The following is a 19,671-nucleotide window of genomic DNA, read 5'->3' as shown; positions in this document are numbered from 1 at the left end:
GAGGGCGTCACCACCGTGTCAACGTCACCGCCGGGCCCGGATTCATCAGGCGGAGCGGTCGTGTCGCTCGGGTGTCTCGGCCGACGACGGTGTCCGCGTCACGGACTTGGCCCGGTGCGGGATCATGCCGGTGAGGCGTGCCGAGGGTTCGATGCCGAGTTCCGCACGGAGCAGCCGGCGGAACGCCTCGTAGTGCCGGATCGCCTCTACGACGTTGCTCTCGGCCAGGTGAACGGTCACCACCGCGCAGTGGGCGCTCTCGCGGAGGGGTTCGATCGCGACGCAGGTGAGGGCGGCCTCCAGCGCGAGGGCGTAGCAGCCGCGCCGGGTGTGCCGGGCGCTCAGCGATTCGAGTGCGTGCAGGCGGAGTTGGCGCAGTCGCTCGCGCTCGGAGCAGATCCACTCCTCGTCCCAGCCGGGGAGCAGCTCGCCTCTCGTCAGCAGGCCGAGCGGGGGCAGCGCGTCGCCCGGATCGGGTGCGGAGCCGGTCAGGCGCAGGGCGGCCCGGGTGAAGTCGTCGACATCGACGGAGACGCCGTCGGCGAGGTACAGGGTGTCGCCGTCGCTGCCGACCGCCGGGTACCGCACCCGGCGCAGCCGCCAGAGTGTCGTGCGCAGGCTGCCCTGCGCGTGTTCCTCGGTGACATCGGGCCACAGGGTTCCGGCGACCACCGACCGGGGGGCGCGCTGGTGCAGCCCGAGGTAGGCCAGCAGCCGTTGCTCGTTCGCCGGGACGGCGATGCCGCCCTCCGCGCCCTCCAGCCTGAAGGCGCCGAACAGCCGCAGTCCGGCGAGCGCCGGGACCTGCTCGGCCGGTGCCTGCCCTGCCGGTGCCTGTTCCGTCGTGTCGTGTCTTCGTGGTTCCGCGGTCAGTTCGTTCCAGGCCATCGCCGTCCCCGTTTCCCCGTGTCGAGGTGACCAGAGTGAGGAGGCCGGACGGGGTCTGTCATATGCCGTTCCGCTCATCGGACCGGACGTGCCCTCGTGGTCACGGGCTCGGGGTCGGCGGCACGTTGGGGTAGGGCAGCGTGAGGAGGTCGCCGGGCGCGAGACCGAGGTCGTAGAAGAGTTCACGGTGGATGGCCCAGGCGATGGTGTCGCGGGTTTCCTGGGTGAGCAGGGGGATACGGTCGACCGCCACGAGCATCTGCGCGTACAGCGCCTCGACCGTGACCTCGGTGTCGCCGGCCCGGCGTCGCGCGATCGCCCAGTTCTTCCAGTGCTGGTCGAAGGCCGCGTGGACGAAGGCGGGGAGCAGCGTGGTGGGGGCGTTGCCGCGGCTGTAGCCGGTCACGTCCCGCAGGAAGGAGGTCGGGCCGAGGTGCGCCGACTGGACCTGGCCGCCGGATACCCCGTAGGCGCCGCGGATGTCCGACGCGTCGGCGTGCCGCTGCACCGCCAGGTCCGCCGTGCCCGGCGCGCCCTGCGGCCCGATCAGTCCTGCGGCCCGGGCGTCGGCGGCTGCGGCGGCCGGGCCGGTGCCGCTCGATGCCGCCGACGGCACGATGGCCAGCTCGTCGCTGATCTGCGCGAATGCCTCGTCGGGTCCGAGCGGGGTGACCGTCAGGTCGAACCGGCGTACTGCCGGTGCGGTCGGCGCCTGTTCCGGTACCGGCGCCACGACGGGTTCCCCGGTCGGTGTCGTCGGCGGCCGGCGCGGGGCCGGTGGTGTGCCCTGCTCGGTGGGGGTGAGCGAGGTGGCCGCCACTCTGGGGGTGGCCCCCGCCTCGTCCACGCCGGACATCGCCCTGTTCAGACCGAACCGGACCGCCCACGCACGTGTCCAGGCCGCGATGCCGCTCGGCGGCACAGGACGGGGCGGCGCGGTGGCAACGGCGGGGGGTGTCCCGGGCCCGGCAGGTTCAGCCGGACCGACAGTACCGGCCGGACCCGTCGGGCGGAGTCTCGGTGTCGCGGGAAGATCACCGGTGGCAGGGGGTCTGGCCGGTCCCGCCGGGTAGGAGGCCGCCGCCAGCACGGAGAAGACGACCGGGTCGATCCAGGTCCGTCTGAAACCCAGGGCCCGCGCCTCTTCGACGGCCTGGGCGTCCACTCGCTCGAACGTGACCGGCTTGCCCAGCGTCTCCTGGGCTTCGATCCAGACGTGGACCTGGTCCTTCGCGGAGAGCATGAACGAACAGACGTCCCGTTCGTCGGCCGCCGCACGGTATTCGGGCCCGAGCGCATCCCGATGTCCCAGGTCGAACCGGTCCAGGTCGCGGACGTAGGCGGCTGCGTCCTTGCGCCAGACACTTCTCCTGGCCTCTTCCAGACGGCTTTCGGCACGGTTGCGGCGCGACACCCAGTGCTTCTGCCAGATGCCGTACATCTCGCGGGCCGTCAGCGTGTTGTGCGGATTCGCCGGATCGCGCGGCGACATCTGCGCACCGGGAGCCGCTGCCCCGGGCGGGGAGACGACCGGTATGCCGACCTTCTCTCCGTCGCTGTCGTAACTGGGCACGGCATAGCTGTCCCGGTCGGTCTCCGTGACACGCTCGCGCGGCTGCGGACGGGGGCTCGCCGGCGATGACGCCGTCTCCCCCGGCGCGGCGGCGCGCACCGCGCCGCGGATCGCGGCCTCGACCGTCTCGCGCAGCCGTCGGGCGTCCTCGGCCGGCAGGCCGTCGGGGACCGTCACGTCGGGCAGGTGGTAGCACCGCCGTAGGGGACCGTTGTCGTTCCGCACACCACACCCACTTCTTCTCACGTCGTTGCGATGGGCCCGCGCTCGACCCGGGGCCCGGCCGGCCGAGCACGTCACAATGTGCCGGGGTTCCCGATGCGGTCCTTGCCTTCCTGGAGTTCGAAGTGCATCGGATCCGCGCCGCCGAACTGCCACGTCGCTCCCGGGACCAGGCCGCTGTGCGCCATCTCCTCGAAGAACTCGAGATCGAACGCGTCCTTCGGATTGAAGTAGCCCACTTCCAGCAGTCGCAGCAGGGGTGGGTTGTCCGGCGGAGCGATGTGGGCCAGATCGCCCGTCGTCAGCGCCTCGAAGGTGCCGATGCCGGCCGGCGACAGGTCGGGGGCCGCCAACTCGTCGCGCAGCTCGCGGTACTTGGTGATCCACTCCCAGGCGCTGCTCAGTGCCGGGACGTCGGAGGTGGCCAGTTCGGCCGCCAGTGCGTCGCGGGCGGCCTTGGCGCGGCTCCGGGCCCGTATCGCGGCGATCTCACCGTGCTCCGCGGCCACGGCTTCCTCGCGTGTCTCGGCCATCCGCCGTGACGCCGCCTGTGCCGCGTCGAACGCCTTGTCCGAGGCCGCGCCGGCGGGGGCCCGCCACGCCCGCGCCGCCAAGGTCCGGTACGCGGCTGTCGCGGCGTCATGCCGCACCGCGGCGGCGGACTTCGCCGCCGTGGCACGCGCCGCGTCCTGTGTCGCCCGGCGGAGGTTCTCGTCGGCGTGCCGCAGGTCGGCCCGTATCTCGGCGGGCGGGCGCAGCGCGGCCATCCCAGGGTGCGCGGCGAGCGATGTGGCGACGGCCCTGTCGAGGGCGTCGATCCATTCGGTGACGAGTACGGGGATCTGCGCGAGCGTGGCTCGCCGCTGTTCCTGGAGATCCGCCATGGCCTTCGGGTCGGCCGGACGTCTGTCCCGCTGGGCCCTTATTTTCCGGAGCACGTCGAGATGCCGCCGGCGCAGGTCCAACAGCTTCGTACGGTGGTCGGCCGACAGCGTGCTGAGGAAGCCCAGCGAGCCCTCGCGCATCGCCTGGAACCGTTGCTCGAAGAGCTTGAAGTACGCCTTCGCGGCGGGGTCCTGGTCGTCCGCCGCGAGGGTGCTGTTGTCGTTGGCCATGCGCTGCCCCATGGCCTTGACGGTCTGCAGCCCGCCGGGACCCATGTCCATGTGCACGCTGCCGGGGGCGATGTTGGCCGCGATCCCGTAGGGGTCGAAGCGGCCGACACCGGGATCCCGGAAACCGATCTTGGGATTCTCGGCGGCGGCGATGTCGATCGCGTAACCCAGCGCGTGGACCATGTAACCGGCGCTCTGGATGTCTCCCTGGTCGAAGTGGCGCAACTGGAAACCGCCGGTGATCGACGGCAGCGGGTGGTTGTGCCGCGTGAGCAGGTCCAGGACGCGTTCCAGCCGTACCGCGGCGTCCCGGTGCAGCACGATGTCGACCCGGCCCCCCTGCCGTTTCACCCGGACGAAGTTCCTGAAGTGGTCGATCAGGTCGTGCCACGAGGAGAAGTACATCCGCATGCGGACGAGGAACTGCAGCCGGTGTTGGGTCATTTCGTCCCGGCTCGCGCCCGGGTACTGCTGCGCCAGCGCGTCCTTGACCAACGGCGAGAGGGTGTCGAACACCGCGTCGACCGCCTCTCCGGAACCGAACACCTCCGGTGCGACCGCGCGCACCGCGTCCTCGTTCCGCCGAGCGGGCTGAGCGGGGTCCGGGCGCGCGAGATCGGGATGCCGCGCCCGCACGGCGGCCTCGTTCGCGTCCAGGTCCGGCAGTGCGGCGGTGGCGGTCGTCGCGGCGGGGGGTGCGGTGGCCGGTGCGGAGGCGGGGGGCTGGGGGTCGACTGCGGGCGGTGCAGTCGGTGCAGCCGGCACGACCGGCGCCGACGCTGCCGACGGTGCAGCAGGCACAGCCGGTGCTGCCGGTGCCGACGGTGCAGCAGGCACAGCCGGTGCTGCCGGTGCCGACGGTGCAGCAGGCACAGCCGGTGCTGCCGGTGCCGTCGGAGCGGCCGGTGTAGTCGGAGCGGTCGGTACGACCGGGGCAGTCGGCACGGTTGGTACAGCCGGAACAACTGGTGCGCTCGGCACGACCGGTGCGCTCGGCACGGCCGGTGCGGCCGGCGCGCCCGGTGTCGCAGGTGCGGCCGGTGCCATCGGCGCGCCCGGTGCCATCGGCGCGGCCAGTGTCGTCGGCGTGCCCGGTGTCGTCGGTCCCGACGGTGCCATCGGCTGTGTCAGTTGGGCCGGTATCCGGAGTGGGGCGCCGTCGTCCAGGTAGGACGGAACGGTGTAGCCGGTGGAGTCGCCGCGGCTCGGGTCGTACCGCTCCTGGGCCGGGGGGTGCGCGTCGGCCGGACCGTGGTGCCGGTCGGACAGGAGGCGTTCGGCCTCGGTCAGGCGGGCCGTGACCGCGCGGGTCAGGGCCCGGCCCGCCGCCTCCAGCTGGTCGTCGGTGGGCACCCCGACGATCCGGAGGGTGATGGGGACGTGGCACTCGATCCGCATGGCGCCGGCTCAGCTCGCGGTGTAGGCGAGTTGGACGGTCGCGAGGCTCGTGGCGGCGGAGTCCTGGATGAAGCCCGCCGCGGCCACCACGCAGTACCGGTAGGTCTCGGGATCGACCGCGGCGAGCGTGGCGTCGATGGGCAGGGTGACGTCGTACGGGTTGGTCAGGGTGGAGGTGGCGGTGCTGATCTCGGCCAGCTTGCCGGGTGTCGCGCTCGCGTCCCCCAGCGGGGTTCTGATCAGGGCGATGCTGAGTGTGGCCGGAGCGCCCGCATAGAGGCCGATGGCGCGGAAGGAGACCAGCCGGATGTTCGCCGGCAGGCTGAGGCCCATCACCGCGGTGCCGCCGGCGCCGTCACGGGAGCTCGGGTGCGCTGCTCCGGTCTCGTCGTAGAACCATCCTTCGTCCGGTGCCGGCGCGGAGACGAGGTCGAGGCCCGGCGTGAACAGTTGCCGGCCGGTCGTGACGCCGACGGGCTGGGCGAGCGCGGCGTCGATCTGCGTGACCACAGCGGCCGCCTGGTGCAGGTCGCTCCCGATCGCGTCGAACCGTACGTTGAACCCGTTCGGGCCGTCGGCGGTGATGCGGCTGACGTTGTCGATCCAGTCTGTGGGCTCGAAGGTGGGCGTGTAGCCGAGGTCGGTCATGGCTGTCCCTTCCCGGTCAGGACGGTGGTACGAGGGTGAGATGGACGGCTTCGATCGACATGCTGCCGAAGGTGATGGCGCTGAAGTTCGCCGTGAAGACATAGCGGAACGCGCCGGTGTCGATCAGGGCGCGTGAGGCGGTGACCGGTATCTGGAGGTCGAAGGCCCCGTTGCCCGGGATGCCGTCGTTGACGGCCAGCGTCTCGGGGACCGCGGGTGGGACGACGAGCCGGAGCGGCGTGCGCGCCAACGAGACGCCACCGCCGCTGGCTCCCAGGCTGTTCCGTGAGATGGTGCCCACGACACGCACCGAGGTCAGCCGAAGCCCGTCCGGCAGGGTCAGGTTGGCCACGCCGAACGTGTCGAAGCCGCCCGCCCCGGCCACACCACTCGACTCGTAGGTCCAGTCGTTCTGCGCCCCGGTGCTCCGCAGAACCGGCGTGAAACCGAGCCGCTGCGGCTGCGGTGGCGGCGGGGCGTTCGACGCGTCGATCGCCCCGCCGATGTCGGTCACCACCGTGGACAGCTGGCGGAGATCGCTCGCGATCGCGTTGAAGCGTCCGTTGAACCCGTTCGGCCCGCCTGCCTCCACACGGTCCTTGCGGTCCTCCCACAGAACATGGCGGAACGTCGGGCCGTAGCTGATGTCGGCCACAATGACTCCTAACTGCTGGTGTAGGCGATCTGGAAGCCGGCGATCGTCACGGGTTCGCGGGTGGACGTGACGGCGGCCTGGATGATGTACCGGAACGTCGCGGTGGCGGTCGTGGCCACGGCCGGATCGACGACCGCGGCCTTGTCGAACGGGTCCGTGTCGCCGGCGATCGAGGCCAGTACCTCCGGGGTGCCGCCCGGAATCGGGACCCGGCACAGGGAAATCGCTGCCGTCCCCACGTCGCTGGTGCCGCCCTGGCCCATGGCTCGGAACGAGGCCAGTTGGACGTTGTCGGGGAGCGCCACCTCCATCGCTCCCGACGTCTTCTGGTCTGTCGTGGTCTCCGCCTGGGCCGCACCGCTGGTGGTAGTGATCCAGGCGTTGCCACCCCCGCTGACCGGCAGCAGCGTCGGCGGCAGACTGAGCAGGTGAGTCGTCGGCCCTGTCCCCCGCTGTGCCACAGCGGCATCGATCTGCGCGACCACGCCGGACAGTTGACGCAGATCGCTCTCGATGGCGGTGAACCGGGCGTTGAATCCGTTCGGTTCGTCGGCCCTGACCCGGTCGCCGTCGGGGCCGTCCACGAACTCCTTGTGGACGAAGGTGGGTTGGAAGACGATGTCAGCCATCTGCGGGCCTCCTCGCTCGGGGCGGCAGCGGGCCGCGGACACGGAACCTCGGGTACGTGTAGTCCGGGTTGGCCTGGGACAGGTCACCCTGGAGTTCGACGACATGGGCGCGGATCGCGGCGGTGTTGACCTCCACGCCGACGGGATGCAGCACGTTGAGGATGTTCATGATCAGGTCGTGCTGGTCCTTGGTGATGACCGTCGTCGGGATGTCCAGCTCCGGCCGCAGCCGGACCTGGAAGGTGTACGGGACCGCCTGCCCGCCGATCGGATAGCTCGCCTGCACCCAGGCCGTGCCGGCCGCGTCGGCCCGCAGCGTGACGGTCTGCCGGGTGCTGGACGCCACGGTGATCGCGGCGGCGTCGAACGTCCCCGACGCCCAGCCGAGGCGCGGTCCCTCGCCGGGGAACTGGCCGACGAGTCCGGCGGCGGCGAGGGCGGCGGGCGACGGGTTCGCGGTGAGGTCCATGGTGGCGCCCTCGTCGAGTTCGATGACGGCGCCCTGCTCGACGCCTGCGGGCCCGCGCACCGCGACGAGTTGCCCGGGGGGCTGGCGCACCTCCAACTCGTCGCCGCGGCGCAGGAGATAGCCGAAGCCGACCGCGAACGCGGCCCCGGCCAGCGCGCCCGCGTCCACGGAACTGTGCCGCAGCCTCAGCCGCCGCCCTTGCGCCGCGGCCGGGTCGGGAGGGTCACCGGTGTCGTCGAAGGCGGCGACAACCGTGAGCCGTCCCGCGACCGACCGGCGGTCCAGTTCGGCGAGCAGGGCGTCCAGGAGTTCGGCGACCGCGAGTTGCATGAGATGGGCGGCGTCGCTGCCGTAGGCGACCCGGGGGTCGTCGTGGCGGACGAGGAACGCCGCGTCGAAGTAGGTCCCGGGGCGTTCCACGCTCGACGCGGGCACGCCGGGCGTTCCGTCCGCGGCGAGGGAGGCACCGTCGTCCAGGCCGGCCGGGCCGATCCGCAGGACGCGGGTCGCCGACGCCGAGACGGTGTGCCTGCCCCGGGCCACGTCGGCCTTGACGATCAACTGCCCGGCGGCGGTGGCGGTCAGGGCCGCCGTCCGATGCCGGGACCCGGCCCCGCTCTCCGGCGTGAGCGTGCCACGCCCTGAACCACCGGGCACCACAAGCCAGTTCAGGAAGGCGTCCGCGGGGGGCGCGGGGCGCAGGGAGAGCGTGACGGGCGTGTCCGGGTCCAGGTCGGTCGGGGAGCCGACGACCGGGGCAACGGCGTCCGAGCCAACGGTGTCCGGGGCAACGGCGTCCGGGGCAACGGCCTGCCCAGCGGCGGCAGTTGAGGTGACGGTGACCGGCGTGACGTCGATCCGGAAGTAGTCACCGAGCGCGATCGCCGCGTAGACCTCCCCCGTACCGGCCCGGTACGCGACGTAGTCGAAGCCCGCCCGGTGGGCCAGTGCCGCGAGGCGGCCCGGGGGTACCGAGCTGTGGCCGAGGAGCACCGCCCGGCCCGTTGCCCGCAGGTCGCCCGCCTGGGGGTCGTAGGCGGCGGCGACCAGGAGGCGGCCGGGCGGTGCGGTCTCGGTGCCGGCCAGGGTGACCAGCCGGTCGAGACACTCGGCCACCCCGACCTGGACCAGGTGCGGGTCGGCCGGGGCCGGCGCCGGGGTGAAGTCCACTCCGGCGTGGTCGTAGCGGAGGAGGTAGGCCGGGTCGAACGTGTCCTCCTGGGCGGCGGTGCCCACCGCGCTCGCCTCGGTCGTGCGGCGGCGTCCGGTCGCGTCGATGCTCTCGCCGGGCAGCAGGGCGTGCGGGCGGATGTGCGCGAGCCGGGTGCCGCGGACCAGGGTGGCGTTCGTGTCGTCGACCACCAGCGCGTCGGGACGGCCGCCGATCGGTCCGGCGAGCCGGTTGAGGAGGGCGGTGAGATTCGCCGGGGTCGGCAGGGTCCAGCGGCGGAACAGTTCGAGGCGGCGGCGGTAGTGGTCGTCGTCCTCGCCGAGCGCGGGTGCGAAGCCGGTGCGCGCCGCCGAGCTGATCCGTACCTCGTCGACGACTCCGCGGAAGCCGCCGCCGGCCGCGCCGATGCGCAGCGGGGCCGGGCCGGTCACCGCGCCGAGCGGGTACAGGAACCGCGAGTCGCGCAGGCGTCCGTCGAGGTACAGCCCCACCTTGCCGCTGGTGCGGTCGAGCACCGCCGCCACGTGCGTGAACGCGTCGGTCGGCAGGGTGGTGTCCGCGAACAGGGTCACGTCGTGGTCCGGGTCGCCGTCCCCGATCGTGAACCGCACGTCGCGGGCCAGGCCCCGTCCGAAGTCGCCGATCGCGAACTCCCAGCCGGGGCCGGGCTCTTCGGGGTCCGTACGCCGGCTGAGCACCGGGCCGTCGGGGGCGGGAGCCGGGTCCGGGCGGACGAAGCACTCGAAGGTCGCGTCGTCCCGCTCGCCGATGTCGAACGTGGCGTCGGTGGCGACGACGACCGCCGCGTCGGCCGACCGGAAGCCCATCGCGCGGCCGTACCTCCCGGGGAGGCCGAGTTGCACCGGGCCCTGGAGCACCCCGTGATGCGCGGTCCGGCCCGGGTACACGGCGGTCGTGTCGGCCACCGGCGGGGTGGCCCCGGCGTCGTCGTCGAGGTGGTACAGCGCCACGGTGTCGGTGTCGAAGCCGTAGGGCAGCGCCGGGAAGCGGGGTACGCCGAGGTCGGCGCCGATCAGGTCGAGGCTCAGGCCCAGGGCGGACGGCAGGTGCCGTTGGGCGAGGGTCGTGGCCGCGTGGCGGCGCAGTTGGTCGCGTTCGGCGCCGGTCACCCAGAGCAGTTTTGCGGTGGTGCCGAGCAGTGCGGTCAGCGTCCAGCAGTCCTGGGGGCGGTTGTCGAACGGCGTCGGCACCACGGTGAGCAGGAGCAGCCGCGCGGTCGGGGTGCTGGGCTGCTCCAGCAGGAACGAGGTGCCGGTCACCGTCCCTGCGGGCACGGTCAGTTGACGGTCCACGCTCCGTGCGCCCGGCTCCTGGTACGTGATCGTCACGGTGGTGTCGACGTCGATGTCCCGGGTCGTGGCGAGGACGTAGCGCGGCTCGGGCGGTACGCCGAAGCGGGCCTCGTGGTCCGCGAAGTCGTAACTCTCCACCGCCGCCTGCGAGCTGGTGGAGAGCCGCAGGCGCAGGGCGAGGGTGTCCGCGCCCCGGGCGAACGGTGTGGTCAGCCGGCGCGCCATCGTGGTGACGGCGAGCACGGGTGCCGGGGTGACGGCCTCGGTGGTCATCCGGTCACCACCGTCACGTCGAAGGCGTCGCCGTCGACGACGAAGGTCGCCAGTTCGGTCGGGCCCATGACCAGGTTCTCGCCCACCGCGCCCTCCGCGAGCACCCGTTGGAACGGCACGTCGCCGAAGGTGATCCGGCCGAACGCGGCCGGTGCCCTGCGCAGGTGCAGCCCCTGCACGTCGAGCACGCCCGGCTGTTCGACGAAGGCGCTGACCACCTGCGCGTACAGGACGTCGCCGCCCAGGCGCAGTGCCGCGATGTCGGTCGCCAGGCGGCGGCGCACCGAGGAGAGCAGGGCGACGCCGTCCGAGCCTGGCGCGATCACGAGGGTCGCGCGGACGCCGACCTCGATGTGGTCGGCCTCGACGATGTTCGCGTGGATGCCGATCGGCCGTACCGTGTCGACCGCCGCGCTCACCCGCTCGAAGACGCCGGGCACGGGCCCGGTGGTGTGCCAGGGCCAGCGGAAGTCGTGCGCGACCACGACGGTGAAGAAGTACGGCTGCCCGACGCGGCGTTCGCTGCTGAAGGCCCGCTGGTCGAAGTGGAAGAGGTCGAAGTAGCTCTGCGAGACGTCGACTCCGCCGAGCGGGTCGGAGAGGACGACGTCGAGGACGCCGCCGACCCCGAGGGCCGCCTGCGCCACGGCTTCGACGGTCCAGAGGTTGCGGGCGATCCCGAGGAGCCGGCCGCGGTAGGCCCGGTCCGGTTCGTCCTCGGTGCCGCCGGTCGTCGCGGCCGGGTTGGTCACCGTGAAGTCGGCGGGCCCGAAGTCGGCCAGGTAGATGGAGCGGTACGTCGGGTCGATGCCGGTGATCGTGCCGGCGTCGACGTCACCGTCGGGACCCGGCTCGAACGCCACCACACCGACGTCGGCGGTGGGGGTGTGCCGGTCGAGCACGACCGGTGCCACTGTGCCGAACGCCCGGACGGGCTCCTCGGTCACCAGGACGGCCCCTTGGGGAAGGACGTAACTCCGGCCCTCCACCCCGTGGTCGAGCGTGACACCCACCGTGCCGGTGCTCGCCAGGGTCGCGCGTTCCAGGCCGGTGTCGTCGCCGAGGAGGTCGAGGCCGGTGCCGGTCGCCGTGGACACGAAGTTGCCGTAGTACAGGTCCTCCAGCCGTTTCCACAGTTCGCCGTCCTCGGCGGCGGCCGTCTCCAGGATCTTGCGCAGCGCGCTGGTACTGGTCAGGTCCGCTCCGGGGAACGCCGCCCTGGCCCGGTCGAAGGACTCGCTGAGTATCACGTCGACGGGCTTGAGCACGAACCCGTCGGCAGTCACCCCGTAATCGGTCACGGTCGTCATACCTCCACGTTCACGCGCAGCGTGACCGGAACGTCGGCCACCGTCTCCAGGTCGGCCTCGACCGTCCACGCGCGGCGGACCTGCGCGGCGCGCGCCCGGTCCACGGCGCCGGGACCTGCGGCCAGCCGTTCGGGATCGTCGTCGAAGGTGACCTGCCTGACCTCGCTGACCCGCGGGTCGGTGCCCAGCGTGCCGACGAGGTTCAGCTTCAGGAGCTGCTTGACGACGCGGGTGCCGTTCGGCTCGGTGAACGCCTGGGTGACGTCGAGGCCGTAGCCCGTGTTGAAGCGGTCGGAGCCGAAGGGGGTCAGGACCCGCAGGGTCAGGGCCTGGGTGAGGTTGGCGATGCCGCTCACCCCGGCCAGGTCCCCGCCGTCGAGTACGAGGTCCCCGTCGTCCACGCGCAGGCCGTGCCCGAACGGGTCCGGGGAGGTCGGCGATGTCATGTTGCCTCCAATTTCGTCTGGCCGGCCGAGACGACCGACCAGGGCGACGCCGTCAGGGTCGATCCCTGTGCGGTCTCCAGTGCCACCGGTTCGTCCCCGGCCTTCAGCGTCGTGGCGAGCCCGGTGTCGACGGAGGCGACCGCGCCGCAGGGCGGTTTGTTCGGGCAGGCCGGGACGGTCGCGGTGAGCAGGTCGGCGCGGGTGAGGACGGGCTCGCCGTCCACGGTGAGCAGGTGTCCGCCGGGCACGATCAACAGCGGTGCGCCGTGCGGGCATTGGAGCGTGGCGGCGGCGGTGAGGACGGCGGGCATCACGACACCGCCACGGCGGCACCGTCGAGGTTCAGGCTGACCGTGCCGTTGGTCAGCCTGATCGGGTGGTTCTCGGTGCTGATGGTGACCGCGCCGTCGGCGTCGACGGTGATGGTCGTACCGCTGTGGTGCTCGATGGTGATGGTGTCGTCGGCGGGCGGTTTGGGCCGGGTGCCCACCTCGGGCAGCGCGTCCTTGCCGACCACGATGTGCAGGCCCGTCGTCTGGACGACCCGGCGCCCGCCCGCGTCGGTGAGGTCGTTGGCGCCGGGGCCGGTGGGCCGGCCGTCGTCGCCGAGTGCGGTGGGCAACGCGAGCCAGTAGTCACCGGGTTCGTTGGCGGGGCGCCGGGTGGCCGGGTTGTCCGGCCAGAGGAACCCGGCCAGTACGGCGTCGTTGACGGTGCCCCGGTTGTGGGCGAGCAGGGCGCGCATGCCGGGGTACACCGGCACGACCAGGCCCGTGCGGTCGAAGGCGAACACCGAGGCGATCGGCTTCTCGTGCATGCTCGCGCCGGTGTCGACGGGGCTGGCCACGCTGGGCGCGACCACGCCGGGGTCGGGGACCTGGGCGTAGTGCAGGGACGCCAGGTGCTTGCCGGCGCCGGCGGTGTACTCGGTGACCTCGCCGACGTCGATCGCCGGGCGGTTGTCGTGGGCCCGGTCCACCATGCCCTGCCAGCGGTCCGCCACCACCTGTACGCCGGTGGTGACCTGGGCCCGTTCGCCGGCGCCGGCCGCGATCAGGCCGAGTTCGGTGGTGTATCCGCCGGCGGTGGTGAACCGGTGCACCACCCGCGACAGCCGCAGTGTGCCGTCGGGCACCCCGGACAGTCCGCTGATCCTCGCGACCTGGCCGACGCGCAGGCCCGGATGTCCGAGCACGGCCAGGTTCACGGTGGTCCGCACCGGCGGCGACAACTCCCCCGCGGTGTCCTCCCCGTAGGAACTGTCCAGCCACACGATGTTGGTGTCGGGGTCGAGCGCCACCGGTGCCCTGTCGTCCGCCGCGCCGACCGAGGCACCGAAGTAGACCGTGCCGTCGCGGACCACCAGGGGCGCGTCGCCCCGCTCGGCCAGGGCGCGCAGCGCGTCCAGCGTGGACCGGCTGCGTACCGTGAAGCCGCTCAGGTCTCCCGGCAGCGTCGATCCCGCCGCCACCGGCACGTCCAGTTTCCCGGCCAGTTCGCGGGCGAGCTGTTCCGCGGTCGTCGAGGCGGGGCTGCCGGCGGCGGCCGACGTGTTGCGCAGCAGGTAGCCGGCCTTCTCCTGGCCGTGCAGCACCGTACGCGCGTAACCGTCCTGGCCGACGTTGCCGCAGACCCTGGTGACCCGTCCCTTCAGCACGAGGCCGCCGTCGCCCGACCGGGTGGACGGGTCGTCGAAGTAGCCGAGCCGGATCGCGACGTCGACCGGCGTCCGCGCCTGGACCGCCCGGATCAGGTCGGTCACGTCGGTCGGCAGGTTGATCAGCGTGACCTCGAACGTGTCGGCGGCGGCGCCCTCCGTCATGGTGACGGTGATGTCCGCGTCGAGCACGAAGGAACCGGTCAGCACGTCGTTGGACACGACCACCGGCAGTCCGAGTCTGCTCGGGTCCTCGGGCGCGGAGATCTCGACCTGGTACCGGATGACGAAACTCATGACGTCACCTCCCGGCGGGAGTGCGCGGTTCCGTTCATCGCAGGGCCACCCCTCCCACGACCCGGGAGCCGAACGCGCCGGCACCGTTGAGATTGCGCGGGTCCAGCAGCATCGTGGGGAACGTCAGGGCCAGTTCGGCCGCGTGGTACTCCACCCCGGGCGCCAGCTTGCGCCGCAGGATCGTGGTCGGGCCGGCCGGCTCCTCGCGGTCGACCGACAGCACGAGGAACGCGCCCTTGGCCGGCAGGTCGAGCAGGTCGCCCGCCGCGCCGTCGAGGATTTCCTCCGCCACATTGGCGTAGAGCCGGAACTGGTACGAGCGGCCGGCCAGGGAGAGCCGGAACGCCTGCGGGAACCCCTCGGCCGGGTCGATGGGCAGGGCGAGATAGTTCGGGACCGCCATATCCTGCCTCCTTGGTCATGACGGGGTTCGTCGTGGACTGAGCACGTCGCGGACTCACAACAGGGCGCCCGGGACCCGGGCGATGGGACTCGCCGCCGGCCCCGTGGGCACGGCCGCGGTGCCGACGGCGAGGACGAGGTCGCCGATCTCGCCGAGCACCGCGCCGGTGAGGGCGGGCGGGATCTGCTGGAGCGTGATCGACACGTCCAGCGCGTCCCGCTTGGCCACGCTCTGGGTGAAGCGCAGATCGGTGACCTGCATGTTCAGGCTGATGGTCAGGCCCGACACCACCGGGACGCCGGCCGCCGACCCGCCTCGGGCCATCGCCGCGACGAGCAGCCGCGAGGTCAGCGCGAGCGCCTCCAGGGCCTTCTTCTGCTCCTGCCGCTGCGGGCCGAGCAGAACGGCCTCGATGGCGATCGTCCTGTTCGTGGGCTGGGTGGCCTGGGAGAACCGGCTGCCCATGATCCGCTCGATGCGGTAGCCCTCGTTGACGGTCATGCTCTGCACATACAGCAGCTGCACAGGGCCCACCAGCACCGGCAGGTTCACCGCACCAGCCATCGCGTTCCTCCCCCTTCACATGCGTCGGGTCCGGGTGGTCACCACTGTCAGATCCGGGTGGCCAGTTCACGGTCGAGCTGGTCGAAGACGTAACCGGCCACCCGCTGCACCTCGGTGTCCGGCAGGGTCCCCACGACCTCCACCTGGACCGGGAAGTAGTAATGGATCACCCCGGAATCGCCCTCCGGCGAGATCACCGCCTCGCTGCCGGCCTTCGGGACGATGTACTCGCCCTCGTGCACCAGCGCGATCCCGGTGCGTTCCACCCGAGCGCCGTCCACGGGTTACGCCTCGACCCCGACGGACAGCGCGAGGCAGGTGAAGCTCGCCTGCGGGACGCCGTCGATCACCACGTTGCTGGGGTTCGCCGAGGTGACGACGCAACGGGCGAACTTCATCGAGTTGAACGCCCAGTCCGTGCCCTTCTTCTCGGCCACGACGATCTGGAACTCCGTTCCCTCCGTGGCCAGTTGGGTCAGATCGGCGACCGCGGTCGCGACCGCCGGCACGCCCATCGTGAACGTGAACGTCGCGGGCTGGCGGACGAACCCGACGTTGTCGGCCTCGATGCTGTGCAGCACGGTGTGCGGGGCGTTGAAGGTCGGGGTGAACGTCGAGATGGGGGTGATCGTGGAGTCCCCGAGTTTCACTTCGAGGCGGGTGTTCCAGTCGGCCATCAGGGGTGCCTTCCTACTCGGGCTTGGCTGGTGGGTCGTGCCTAGTCGAACTTCAGGTCGATGGAGATCCGGTGCACGGCGCCCGCGTACTCGACGGCGGCCAGCACCTGTACGAGGCGCTGCACCTCGGCGGTGTGGATCCGGTTCGCCTCGTCGGGGGTGAGCGTGGCCGGGTCCTTGTCGAGGAGCGTGAGGACGGGGACGACGAGCTGGAAGCCGTTGAGCACTCCGGCGTCGACGAAGGGACTGAGGACCGCCTCCATCTGGGCGATCAGCGCGCGCAGCCCGGACCGGCTGATCCGCACGTTCCCGATCGAGCCGATGAGCTGTGCCTTGAGCAGGAAGGACAGGTGGTCGACGAAACGGCAGACGTCGATGTACTTCTTGGGGCTGCCGGGGTCGCCGGCGTAGCCCTCGCCCAGGTGGACGCCGTTGCCGGGGATGAGGGCCGGCGTGGTCAGCCAGTTGACACCGGCTCCCGTCGGTCCCGATCCGGAGACCTCCGGCGGTCCGTTCAACGTGTCGATGTCGACGGGGCCGAACGGCGGGCTGACGATGTTCACCGGCTTGAGCAGCAGCGACACCCAGGGCTCGTAGCCGGCGATGGTGCCGGCCACGGCCACCGCCGCGTCCTGTGCGCTGTTGTGCGCGATGTAGACCATGCGTTCGTTGGGCAGGATCACCGTCGGGTCGGCGCTGCCCTTGGGGAGCATCGCGACGCCCATCCGTTCCATCCCGTCGGCACCCGTGTTCGACACCGAGGTGACGTGCGCGGAGAGCAGGCCTATCGGTCCGTCGGGGGTCGTCGAGGTGGCGTCGACCGGCGTGTTGGCCAGCACGACGAGCTGGACGTTCAGGGCGGCGACGGCCGCGAGCGCGCCCTTCCAGTCCGGCGTGGTGGCGTCGACGGGGACGCCGTGGACGAGGGTCGGTCCCGGGGTCTGCTCGAACACCAGGTTGAGCGCGTCGCCGAGGTCTCCCGGAAAGGTCTCCCGCGCCTTGTCCGGGCTGGTGAACGCCACCGGCTTCGGCGCTACGGCGACCGCGGCGGCGGCCGACTTCTTGGTGGGCGTCTCGACCGTCGCGGTCGGGGCGGTCACCCGGCCCACGATCGCGATCGTGCCGAACGCGCGGACGGCCGGGGCGAACAGGTTGACGGTCGGGTCAACCCGGATATACCGAACGGGCATCAGGGTTCTCCTTCAGGGCGGGGCCGGTCAGGCCGGGTCGGTGGCAGGGGTGTGCGAGCGGGGCCCGCGGACGCGCCGCGGCTCCCTCACGGGGCCGGCAGGAAGAGGGCGACGACGCCTTCGCCGGCGTAGAGCCGTTCGACGTCCGCGGCGGCGAGCCCGTCGGGCAGGCCGTCGGCGGCGAGGACGACGGCCGTCGCGTACGCCTCGGCGACCTCGGCCGGGATCCCGGTGGGGGACCGGCCGACCAGGGGCCGCGCCGCCTCCCGTACGAGCCGGGTGGCGCGCAGCCCCTCGGCGAGGTCGAACGGGTCGACGACCACGGCCGCCAGCGTGACGGGCAGGGTGTGCGTGTTCGCCGGGTCGGCCGGGTCGAACGGCGGTGGTGTGCGCAGCCGTATCTCCGCGACCACGTAGTCGAAGGCGTCCTTCAGCTCCTCGACCGTGCTGATCCCGTGCTCGGCGAGGAAGGCGTCGAGATCGAAGAACGTGAACCTCGCCCGGAACTCGTCGAAGGTGGCGAAGTCGTCGAACGCCCGGGTCACCACCGATTCGGCCCCGGCCGGGTCGACCTCGGCCACCGTCGTGACGTCGACGGCGGCGAGCAGATCGACCCAGACCGGCCGGGTCGGCTCGGGCACGTTCAGGGTCAGTTCCGTGCGGGTGTAGGCCGGTACGAGCTGCGACCACGCGCCGTCCCGGCGACCGGTCGGGAACAGCGGCCGTTGCAGGGCGATCTCCCGCACCCGCGCGTCGGCGACGGTGTCGAGCCGGACGGCCGACAGGTCGTAGACCGAGCCCAGCATCGTACGGACCCGCCGCTCGCCCGCAGCGTCGGCGGGCGACAGCAACGCCCCCAGCGCGACGGGGTCGCTCAGCGCGAGCAGCGCCCGGTCCCTGAATGCCGACATGTCTCCCCCGCTGGTAGTCCGATCCCGGCGGACCATTCGGGTCCGTCCGGCGATGGCTACGTTGGCAGGGGGGCCGTTACGGGGGCGTCACCGCGGCGTCAGCGGTGACGGTGTGCACTCGTCGTGCGGGAGAAGGGGAGGGGAACCGCCGACGCCCGGCGAGGAACCCGTCCGTGACTACTCGCTGCAGGCGCTCCCGTTGAGCGTGAACCCGTACGGCGCCGAGTTCTTGCTGTTGTTCCACGTCCCGAGGAAGCCGAAGGTGAAGCTGCCGTTCGCGGCGACGTTCTTGTTGTAGTCGGCGGCGGTGGCGGTGACGCGGGAGCCGTCCTGGGCGACGCTCGCGTCCCACATCTGGGTGACCTGCTGGCCGTCGTGGTAGGACCAGGCGACACGCCAGGAACCGAGGGCCTTGGTGGTGGTGACGGTGACGGCGGCCTGGAAGCCGCCGTTCCACTGGTTGACCAGGTCGTAGGTGACGTCGCAGGTCGTCGGCGCGTTCGGAGACGAACTCGCCGACGGGTCCGGGGAGTTGCCCGCGGTGGCGGAGGCGGTGCCCTGGGGTTCCGTGTCGGGGTTCTTGTCGCCGGGGGAGGCGGTCACCGAGTGGCTCGCGGCGGGCCGACCGGTCGAGGAGGCCGTGTTCGAGGGGTGCGTGCCGATGGACGACACGGTGGGGGCGGGGTCGGCCACCGGCTGACGGTCGGCTTCGTCGCTGGCCGCGTTGTCGTGGCCGGAGCCGCCCATCGGCATCATCGAGACGCCGAGCGCCACCAGGGAAAGCAGGACGGCCGCGGCCAGTAAGCCGTTCCGGACGAGGCGTGCCTTGCTCGCGCCCTCCCTCGGCTCGCCGGCCTCGATCTCGGCGGCGGGACGCCCCGCGCCCAGCCGTACCTCGGCGGCCCGGCGGCGGCGCTCCAGATAGGCGAGCCCGCCCCAGCCGATCACCCCGCCCGCGAGGGCCGACGGCAGTCCGCCGCCCGCCAGCCGCAGACAGGCGGCGGCCTCCGCGCACTGCACACAGGTGGCGAGGTGCCGCGAGAGGTCCTCGGGCGTGTCGGCGGACGGTGAACGGGTCACCGCGTCCAGCAGCCGGGCGTAGCTGCGGCACTCCGCGGCCATCGGTGTGTCGAGGTGGCTGCGGTGGCAGCGGTCCCTGAACAGGGCCCGCACCTGGGCGAGTTCACCGGAGACCAGCGCCGGGTCGAGGCCGAGCCGGCGGGCCACGACGGTCAGCGGCAGCGCCTCCACCTCGGCCAGCCACAGCAGCGCCGCGTCCGCCTCCTGGAGGTCGCGCAGACCGCGCAGGGCGATCGGGCGCTGCAACGGCATGCCGGTGTAGCGGGCCGCCTTGTCCGAGTTGAGCCACAGCCGCAGGTCCGGGTCGAGCCGGTGTCCGCGCCCGTCGGCCTCCCAGGCCGCCGCCGTGGTCCGCACGGCGGTCAGCAGCAGCGGTATCACCGGCAGGACGCGACGGGCCGGACCGCGCATCGGCCCGGACCCGGCGGAACGGGCCTCCTGGATGCCGAGTGCGAACGCCTCACCGGCCAGCTCGGTGGCCGAGGCGGTTCCGGAGGTGCACAGGTCGGCGTAGGACAGCACGGCGTCCCAGCACTCGGTGAACAGCGCTGCCTCAGCGGCGTCCTGAGGAGTCGGCAGGTCGGGCATGGGTCTCCAGCATCCACGAATGACGGCCAACTAGCTCTGACAATAGGCAAGTTGGAGGGGGGTTGCCTCGTGACAGGGCCAGAGCCTTTCACGCATCCCACACAACTGACAAGCCGCGTATTCAATTGCGGTCACCGTCGGTCGCCCTCTGTGCAGTTGTACGTGTCCGAGCCTCTCCTGACTCACCCGACGCA

General features: G+C 72.1%; 19 protein-coding genes. 1 reads left to right on the top strand and 18 read right to left on the bottom strand.

What is annotated here, in order from left to right; translation table 11 throughout:
• Positions 1-45 precede the first annotated feature (45 nt).
• From ACIQBL_RS07985 to ACIQBL_RS07975, 3 genes are all read right to left on the bottom strand, one after another.
• Positions 46-888 (bottom strand): BTAD domain-containing putative transcriptional regulator, encoded by an 843-nt coding sequence (locus tag ACIQBL_RS07985; protein ID WP_401938125.1) that lies wholly within the window; start codon positions 886-888, stop codon positions 46-48.
• A 100-nt stretch (positions 889-988) separates the two neighbouring features.
• Entirely contained in the window at positions 989-2,686 is a 1,698-nt protein-coding gene (locus ACIQBL_RS07980) for a hypothetical protein (RefSeq protein ID WP_401938123.1), read from the bottom strand.
• Between the two features lie 71 nt (positions 2,687-2,757).
• Positions 2,758-4,563, bottom strand: coding sequence for a hypothetical protein (locus ACIQBL_RS07975; RefSeq protein WP_401938120.1), 1,806 nt, complete (start codon positions 4,561-4,563; stop codon positions 2,758-2,760).
• Positions 4,564-4,586: 23 nt separating this feature from the next.
• On the opposite strand from ACIQBL_RS07975, the gene ACIQBL_RS07970 reads away from it, so the two are divergent.
• A complete protein-coding gene (locus tag ACIQBL_RS07970) occupies positions 4,587-4,709 on the top strand; it encodes a hypothetical protein (RefSeq protein ID WP_401938117.1) in 123 nt (40 codons plus the stop codon).
• A 496-nt stretch (positions 4,710-5,205) separates the two neighbouring features.
• Here the strand turns inward: ACIQBL_RS07970 and ACIQBL_RS07965 are convergent, their stop codons facing one another.
• The 15 genes from ACIQBL_RS07965 to ACIQBL_RS07895 all read right to left on the bottom strand — a co-directional run bounded on the left by ACIQBL_RS07965 (position 5,206) and on the right by ACIQBL_RS07895 (position 19,477).
• Entirely contained in the window at positions 5,206-5,844 is a 639-nt protein-coding gene (locus tag ACIQBL_RS07965) for a hypothetical protein (RefSeq protein ID WP_401938115.1), read from the bottom strand.
• A 16-nt stretch (positions 5,845-5,860) separates the two neighbouring features.
• Positions 5,861-6,499: a hypothetical protein gene (locus tag ACIQBL_RS07960; RefSeq protein WP_401938112.1), complete on the bottom strand. Its 639-nt coding sequence runs from the start codon at positions 6,497-6,499 to the stop codon at positions 5,861-5,863.
• Positions 6,500-6,507: 8 nt separating this feature from the next.
• Positions 6,508-7,128 (bottom strand): hypothetical protein, encoded by a 621-nt coding sequence (locus ACIQBL_RS07955; RefSeq protein ID WP_401938110.1) that lies wholly within the window; start codon positions 7,126-7,128, stop codon positions 6,508-6,510.
• Positions 7,121-10,354, bottom strand: coding sequence for a LamG-like jellyroll fold domain-containing protein (locus tag ACIQBL_RS07950; protein ID WP_401938107.1), 3,234 nt, complete (start codon positions 10,352-10,354; stop codon positions 7,121-7,123). The genes ACIQBL_RS07955 and ACIQBL_RS07950 overlap by 8 nt, the downstream gene beginning before the upstream one ends.
• Positions 10,351-11,664, bottom strand: a complete 1,314-nt coding sequence (locus ACIQBL_RS07945; protein WP_401938105.1) for a baseplate J/gp47 family protein — start codon at positions 11,662-11,664, stop codon at positions 10,351-10,353. Before ACIQBL_RS07945 ends, ACIQBL_RS07950 begins: the two co-directional genes overlap by 4 nt.
• Entirely contained in the window at positions 11,661-12,110 is a 450-nt protein-coding gene (locus ACIQBL_RS07940; protein ID WP_401938103.1) for a hypothetical protein, read from the bottom strand. The genes ACIQBL_RS07945 and ACIQBL_RS07940 overlap by 4 nt, the downstream gene beginning before the upstream one ends.
• The gene (locus tag ACIQBL_RS07935) at positions 12,107-12,421 is read right to left on the bottom strand and encodes a hypothetical protein (protein WP_401938101.1); all 315 of its coding nucleotides are present in this window, start codon (positions 12,419-12,421) and stop codon (positions 12,107-12,109) included. The genes ACIQBL_RS07940 and ACIQBL_RS07935 overlap by 4 nt, the downstream gene beginning before the upstream one ends.
• On the bottom strand, positions 12,421-14,064 hold the full coding sequence (locus ACIQBL_RS07930; RefSeq protein ID WP_401938098.1) for a hypothetical protein: 1,644 nt from the start codon (positions 14,062-14,064) through the stop codon (positions 12,421-12,423). The genes ACIQBL_RS07935 and ACIQBL_RS07930 overlap by 1 nt, the downstream gene beginning before the upstream one ends.
• Positions 14,065-14,098: 34 nt before the next feature.
• Positions 14,099-14,467 carry a hypothetical protein gene (locus ACIQBL_RS07925; RefSeq protein WP_401938095.1) on the bottom strand — a complete coding sequence of 123 codons (369 nt, stop codon included), beginning with the start codon at positions 14,465-14,467 and terminating at the stop codon, positions 14,099-14,101.
• 54 nt (positions 14,468-14,521) lie between these two features.
• Positions 14,522-15,031 (bottom strand): hypothetical protein, encoded by a 510-nt coding sequence (locus ACIQBL_RS07920; protein WP_401938094.1) that lies wholly within the window; start codon positions 15,029-15,031, stop codon positions 14,522-14,524.
• Between the two features lie 47 nt (positions 15,032-15,078).
• Complete coding sequence (locus ACIQBL_RS07915) at positions 15,079-15,312, bottom strand: hypothetical protein (protein ID WP_401938091.1); 234 nt, start codon at positions 15,310-15,312, stop codon at positions 15,079-15,081.
• 3 nt (positions 15,313-15,315) lie between these two features.
• A complete protein-coding gene (locus ACIQBL_RS07910) occupies positions 15,316-15,708 on the bottom strand; it encodes a hypothetical protein (protein WP_401938090.1) in 393 nt (130 codons plus the stop codon).
• A 41-nt stretch (positions 15,709-15,749) separates the two neighbouring features.
• The gene (locus tag ACIQBL_RS07905; RefSeq protein WP_401938088.1) at positions 15,750-16,898 is read right to left on the bottom strand and encodes a hypothetical protein; all 1,149 of its coding nucleotides are present in this window, start codon (positions 16,896-16,898) and stop codon (positions 15,750-15,752) included.
• An 86-nt stretch (positions 16,899-16,984) separates the two neighbouring features.
• On the bottom strand, positions 16,985-17,809 hold the full coding sequence (locus tag ACIQBL_RS07900; RefSeq protein WP_401938086.1) for a hypothetical protein: 825 nt from the start codon (positions 17,807-17,809) through the stop codon (positions 16,985-16,987).
• Positions 17,810-17,986: 177 nt separating this feature from the next.
• Positions 17,987-19,477, bottom strand: coding sequence for a cellulose-binding domain-containing protein (locus ACIQBL_RS07895; protein WP_401938084.1), 1,491 nt, complete (start codon positions 19,475-19,477; stop codon positions 17,987-17,989).
• Positions 19,478-19,671: the final 194 nt, after the last annotated feature.

The sequence above is a fragment of the Streptomyces sp. NPDC088350 genome (assembly GCF_044753545.1).
In the GTDB taxonomy this organism is placed as follows: domain Bacteria; phylum Actinomycetota; class Actinomycetes; order Streptomycetales; family Streptomycetaceae; genus Streptomyces.
This window is presented reverse-complemented; position numbering and strand designations above follow the sequence as displayed.

Bases quoted from the DNA above. Each gene is read 5' to 3' on its own strand.
- ACIQBL_RS07985 (WP_401938125.1), bottom strand. From the start codon at position 888: ATGGCCTGGAACGAACTGACCGCGGAACCACGAAGACACGACACGACG.
- ACIQBL_RS07910 (WP_401938090.1), bottom strand. From the start codon at position 15,708: ATGGCCGACTGGAACACCCGCCTCGAAGTGAAACTCGGGGACTCCACG.
- ACIQBL_RS07955 (WP_401938110.1), bottom strand. From the start codon at position 7,128: ATGGCTGACATCGTCTTCCAACCCACCTTCGTCCACAAGGAGTTCGTG.
- ACIQBL_RS07965 (WP_401938115.1), bottom strand. From the start codon at position 5,844: ATGACCGACCTCGGCTACACGCCCACCTTCGAGCCCACAGACTGGATC.
- ACIQBL_RS07895 (WP_401938084.1), bottom strand. From the start codon at position 19,477: ATGCCCGACCTGCCGACTCCTCAGGACGCCGCTGAGGCAGCGCTGTTC.
- ACIQBL_RS07950 (WP_401938107.1), bottom strand. From the start codon at position 10,354: ATGACCACCGAGGCCGTCACCCCGGCACCCGTGCTCGCCGTCACCACG.
- ACIQBL_RS07945 (WP_401938105.1), bottom strand. From the start codon at position 11,664: ATGACGACCGTGACCGATTACGGGGTGACTGCCGACGGGTTCGTGCTC.
- ACIQBL_RS07905 (WP_401938088.1), bottom strand. From the start codon at position 16,898: ATGCCCGTTCGGTATATCCGGGTTGACCCGACCGTCAACCTGTTCGCC.
- ACIQBL_RS07900 (WP_401938086.1), bottom strand. From the start codon at position 17,809: ATGTCGGCATTCAGGGACCGGGCGCTGCTCGCGCTGAGCGACCCCGTC.
- ACIQBL_RS07920 (WP_401938094.1), bottom strand. From the start codon at position 15,031: ATGGCTGGTGCGGTGAACCTGCCGGTGCTGGTGGGCCCTGTGCAGCTG.
- ACIQBL_RS07940 (WP_401938103.1), bottom strand. From the start codon at position 12,110: ATGACATCGCCGACCTCCCCGGACCCGTTCGGGCACGGCCTGCGCGTG.
- ACIQBL_RS07925 (WP_401938095.1), bottom strand. From the start codon at position 14,467: ATGGCGGTCCCGAACTATCTCGCCCTGCCCATCGACCCGGCCGAGGGG.
- ACIQBL_RS07930 (WP_401938098.1), bottom strand. From the start codon at position 14,064: ATGAGTTTCGTCATCCGGTACCAGGTCGAGATCTCCGCGCCCGAGGAC.
- ACIQBL_RS07935 (WP_401938101.1), bottom strand. From the start codon at position 12,421: ATGCCCGCCGTCCTCACCGCCGCCGCCACGCTCCAATGCCCGCACGGC.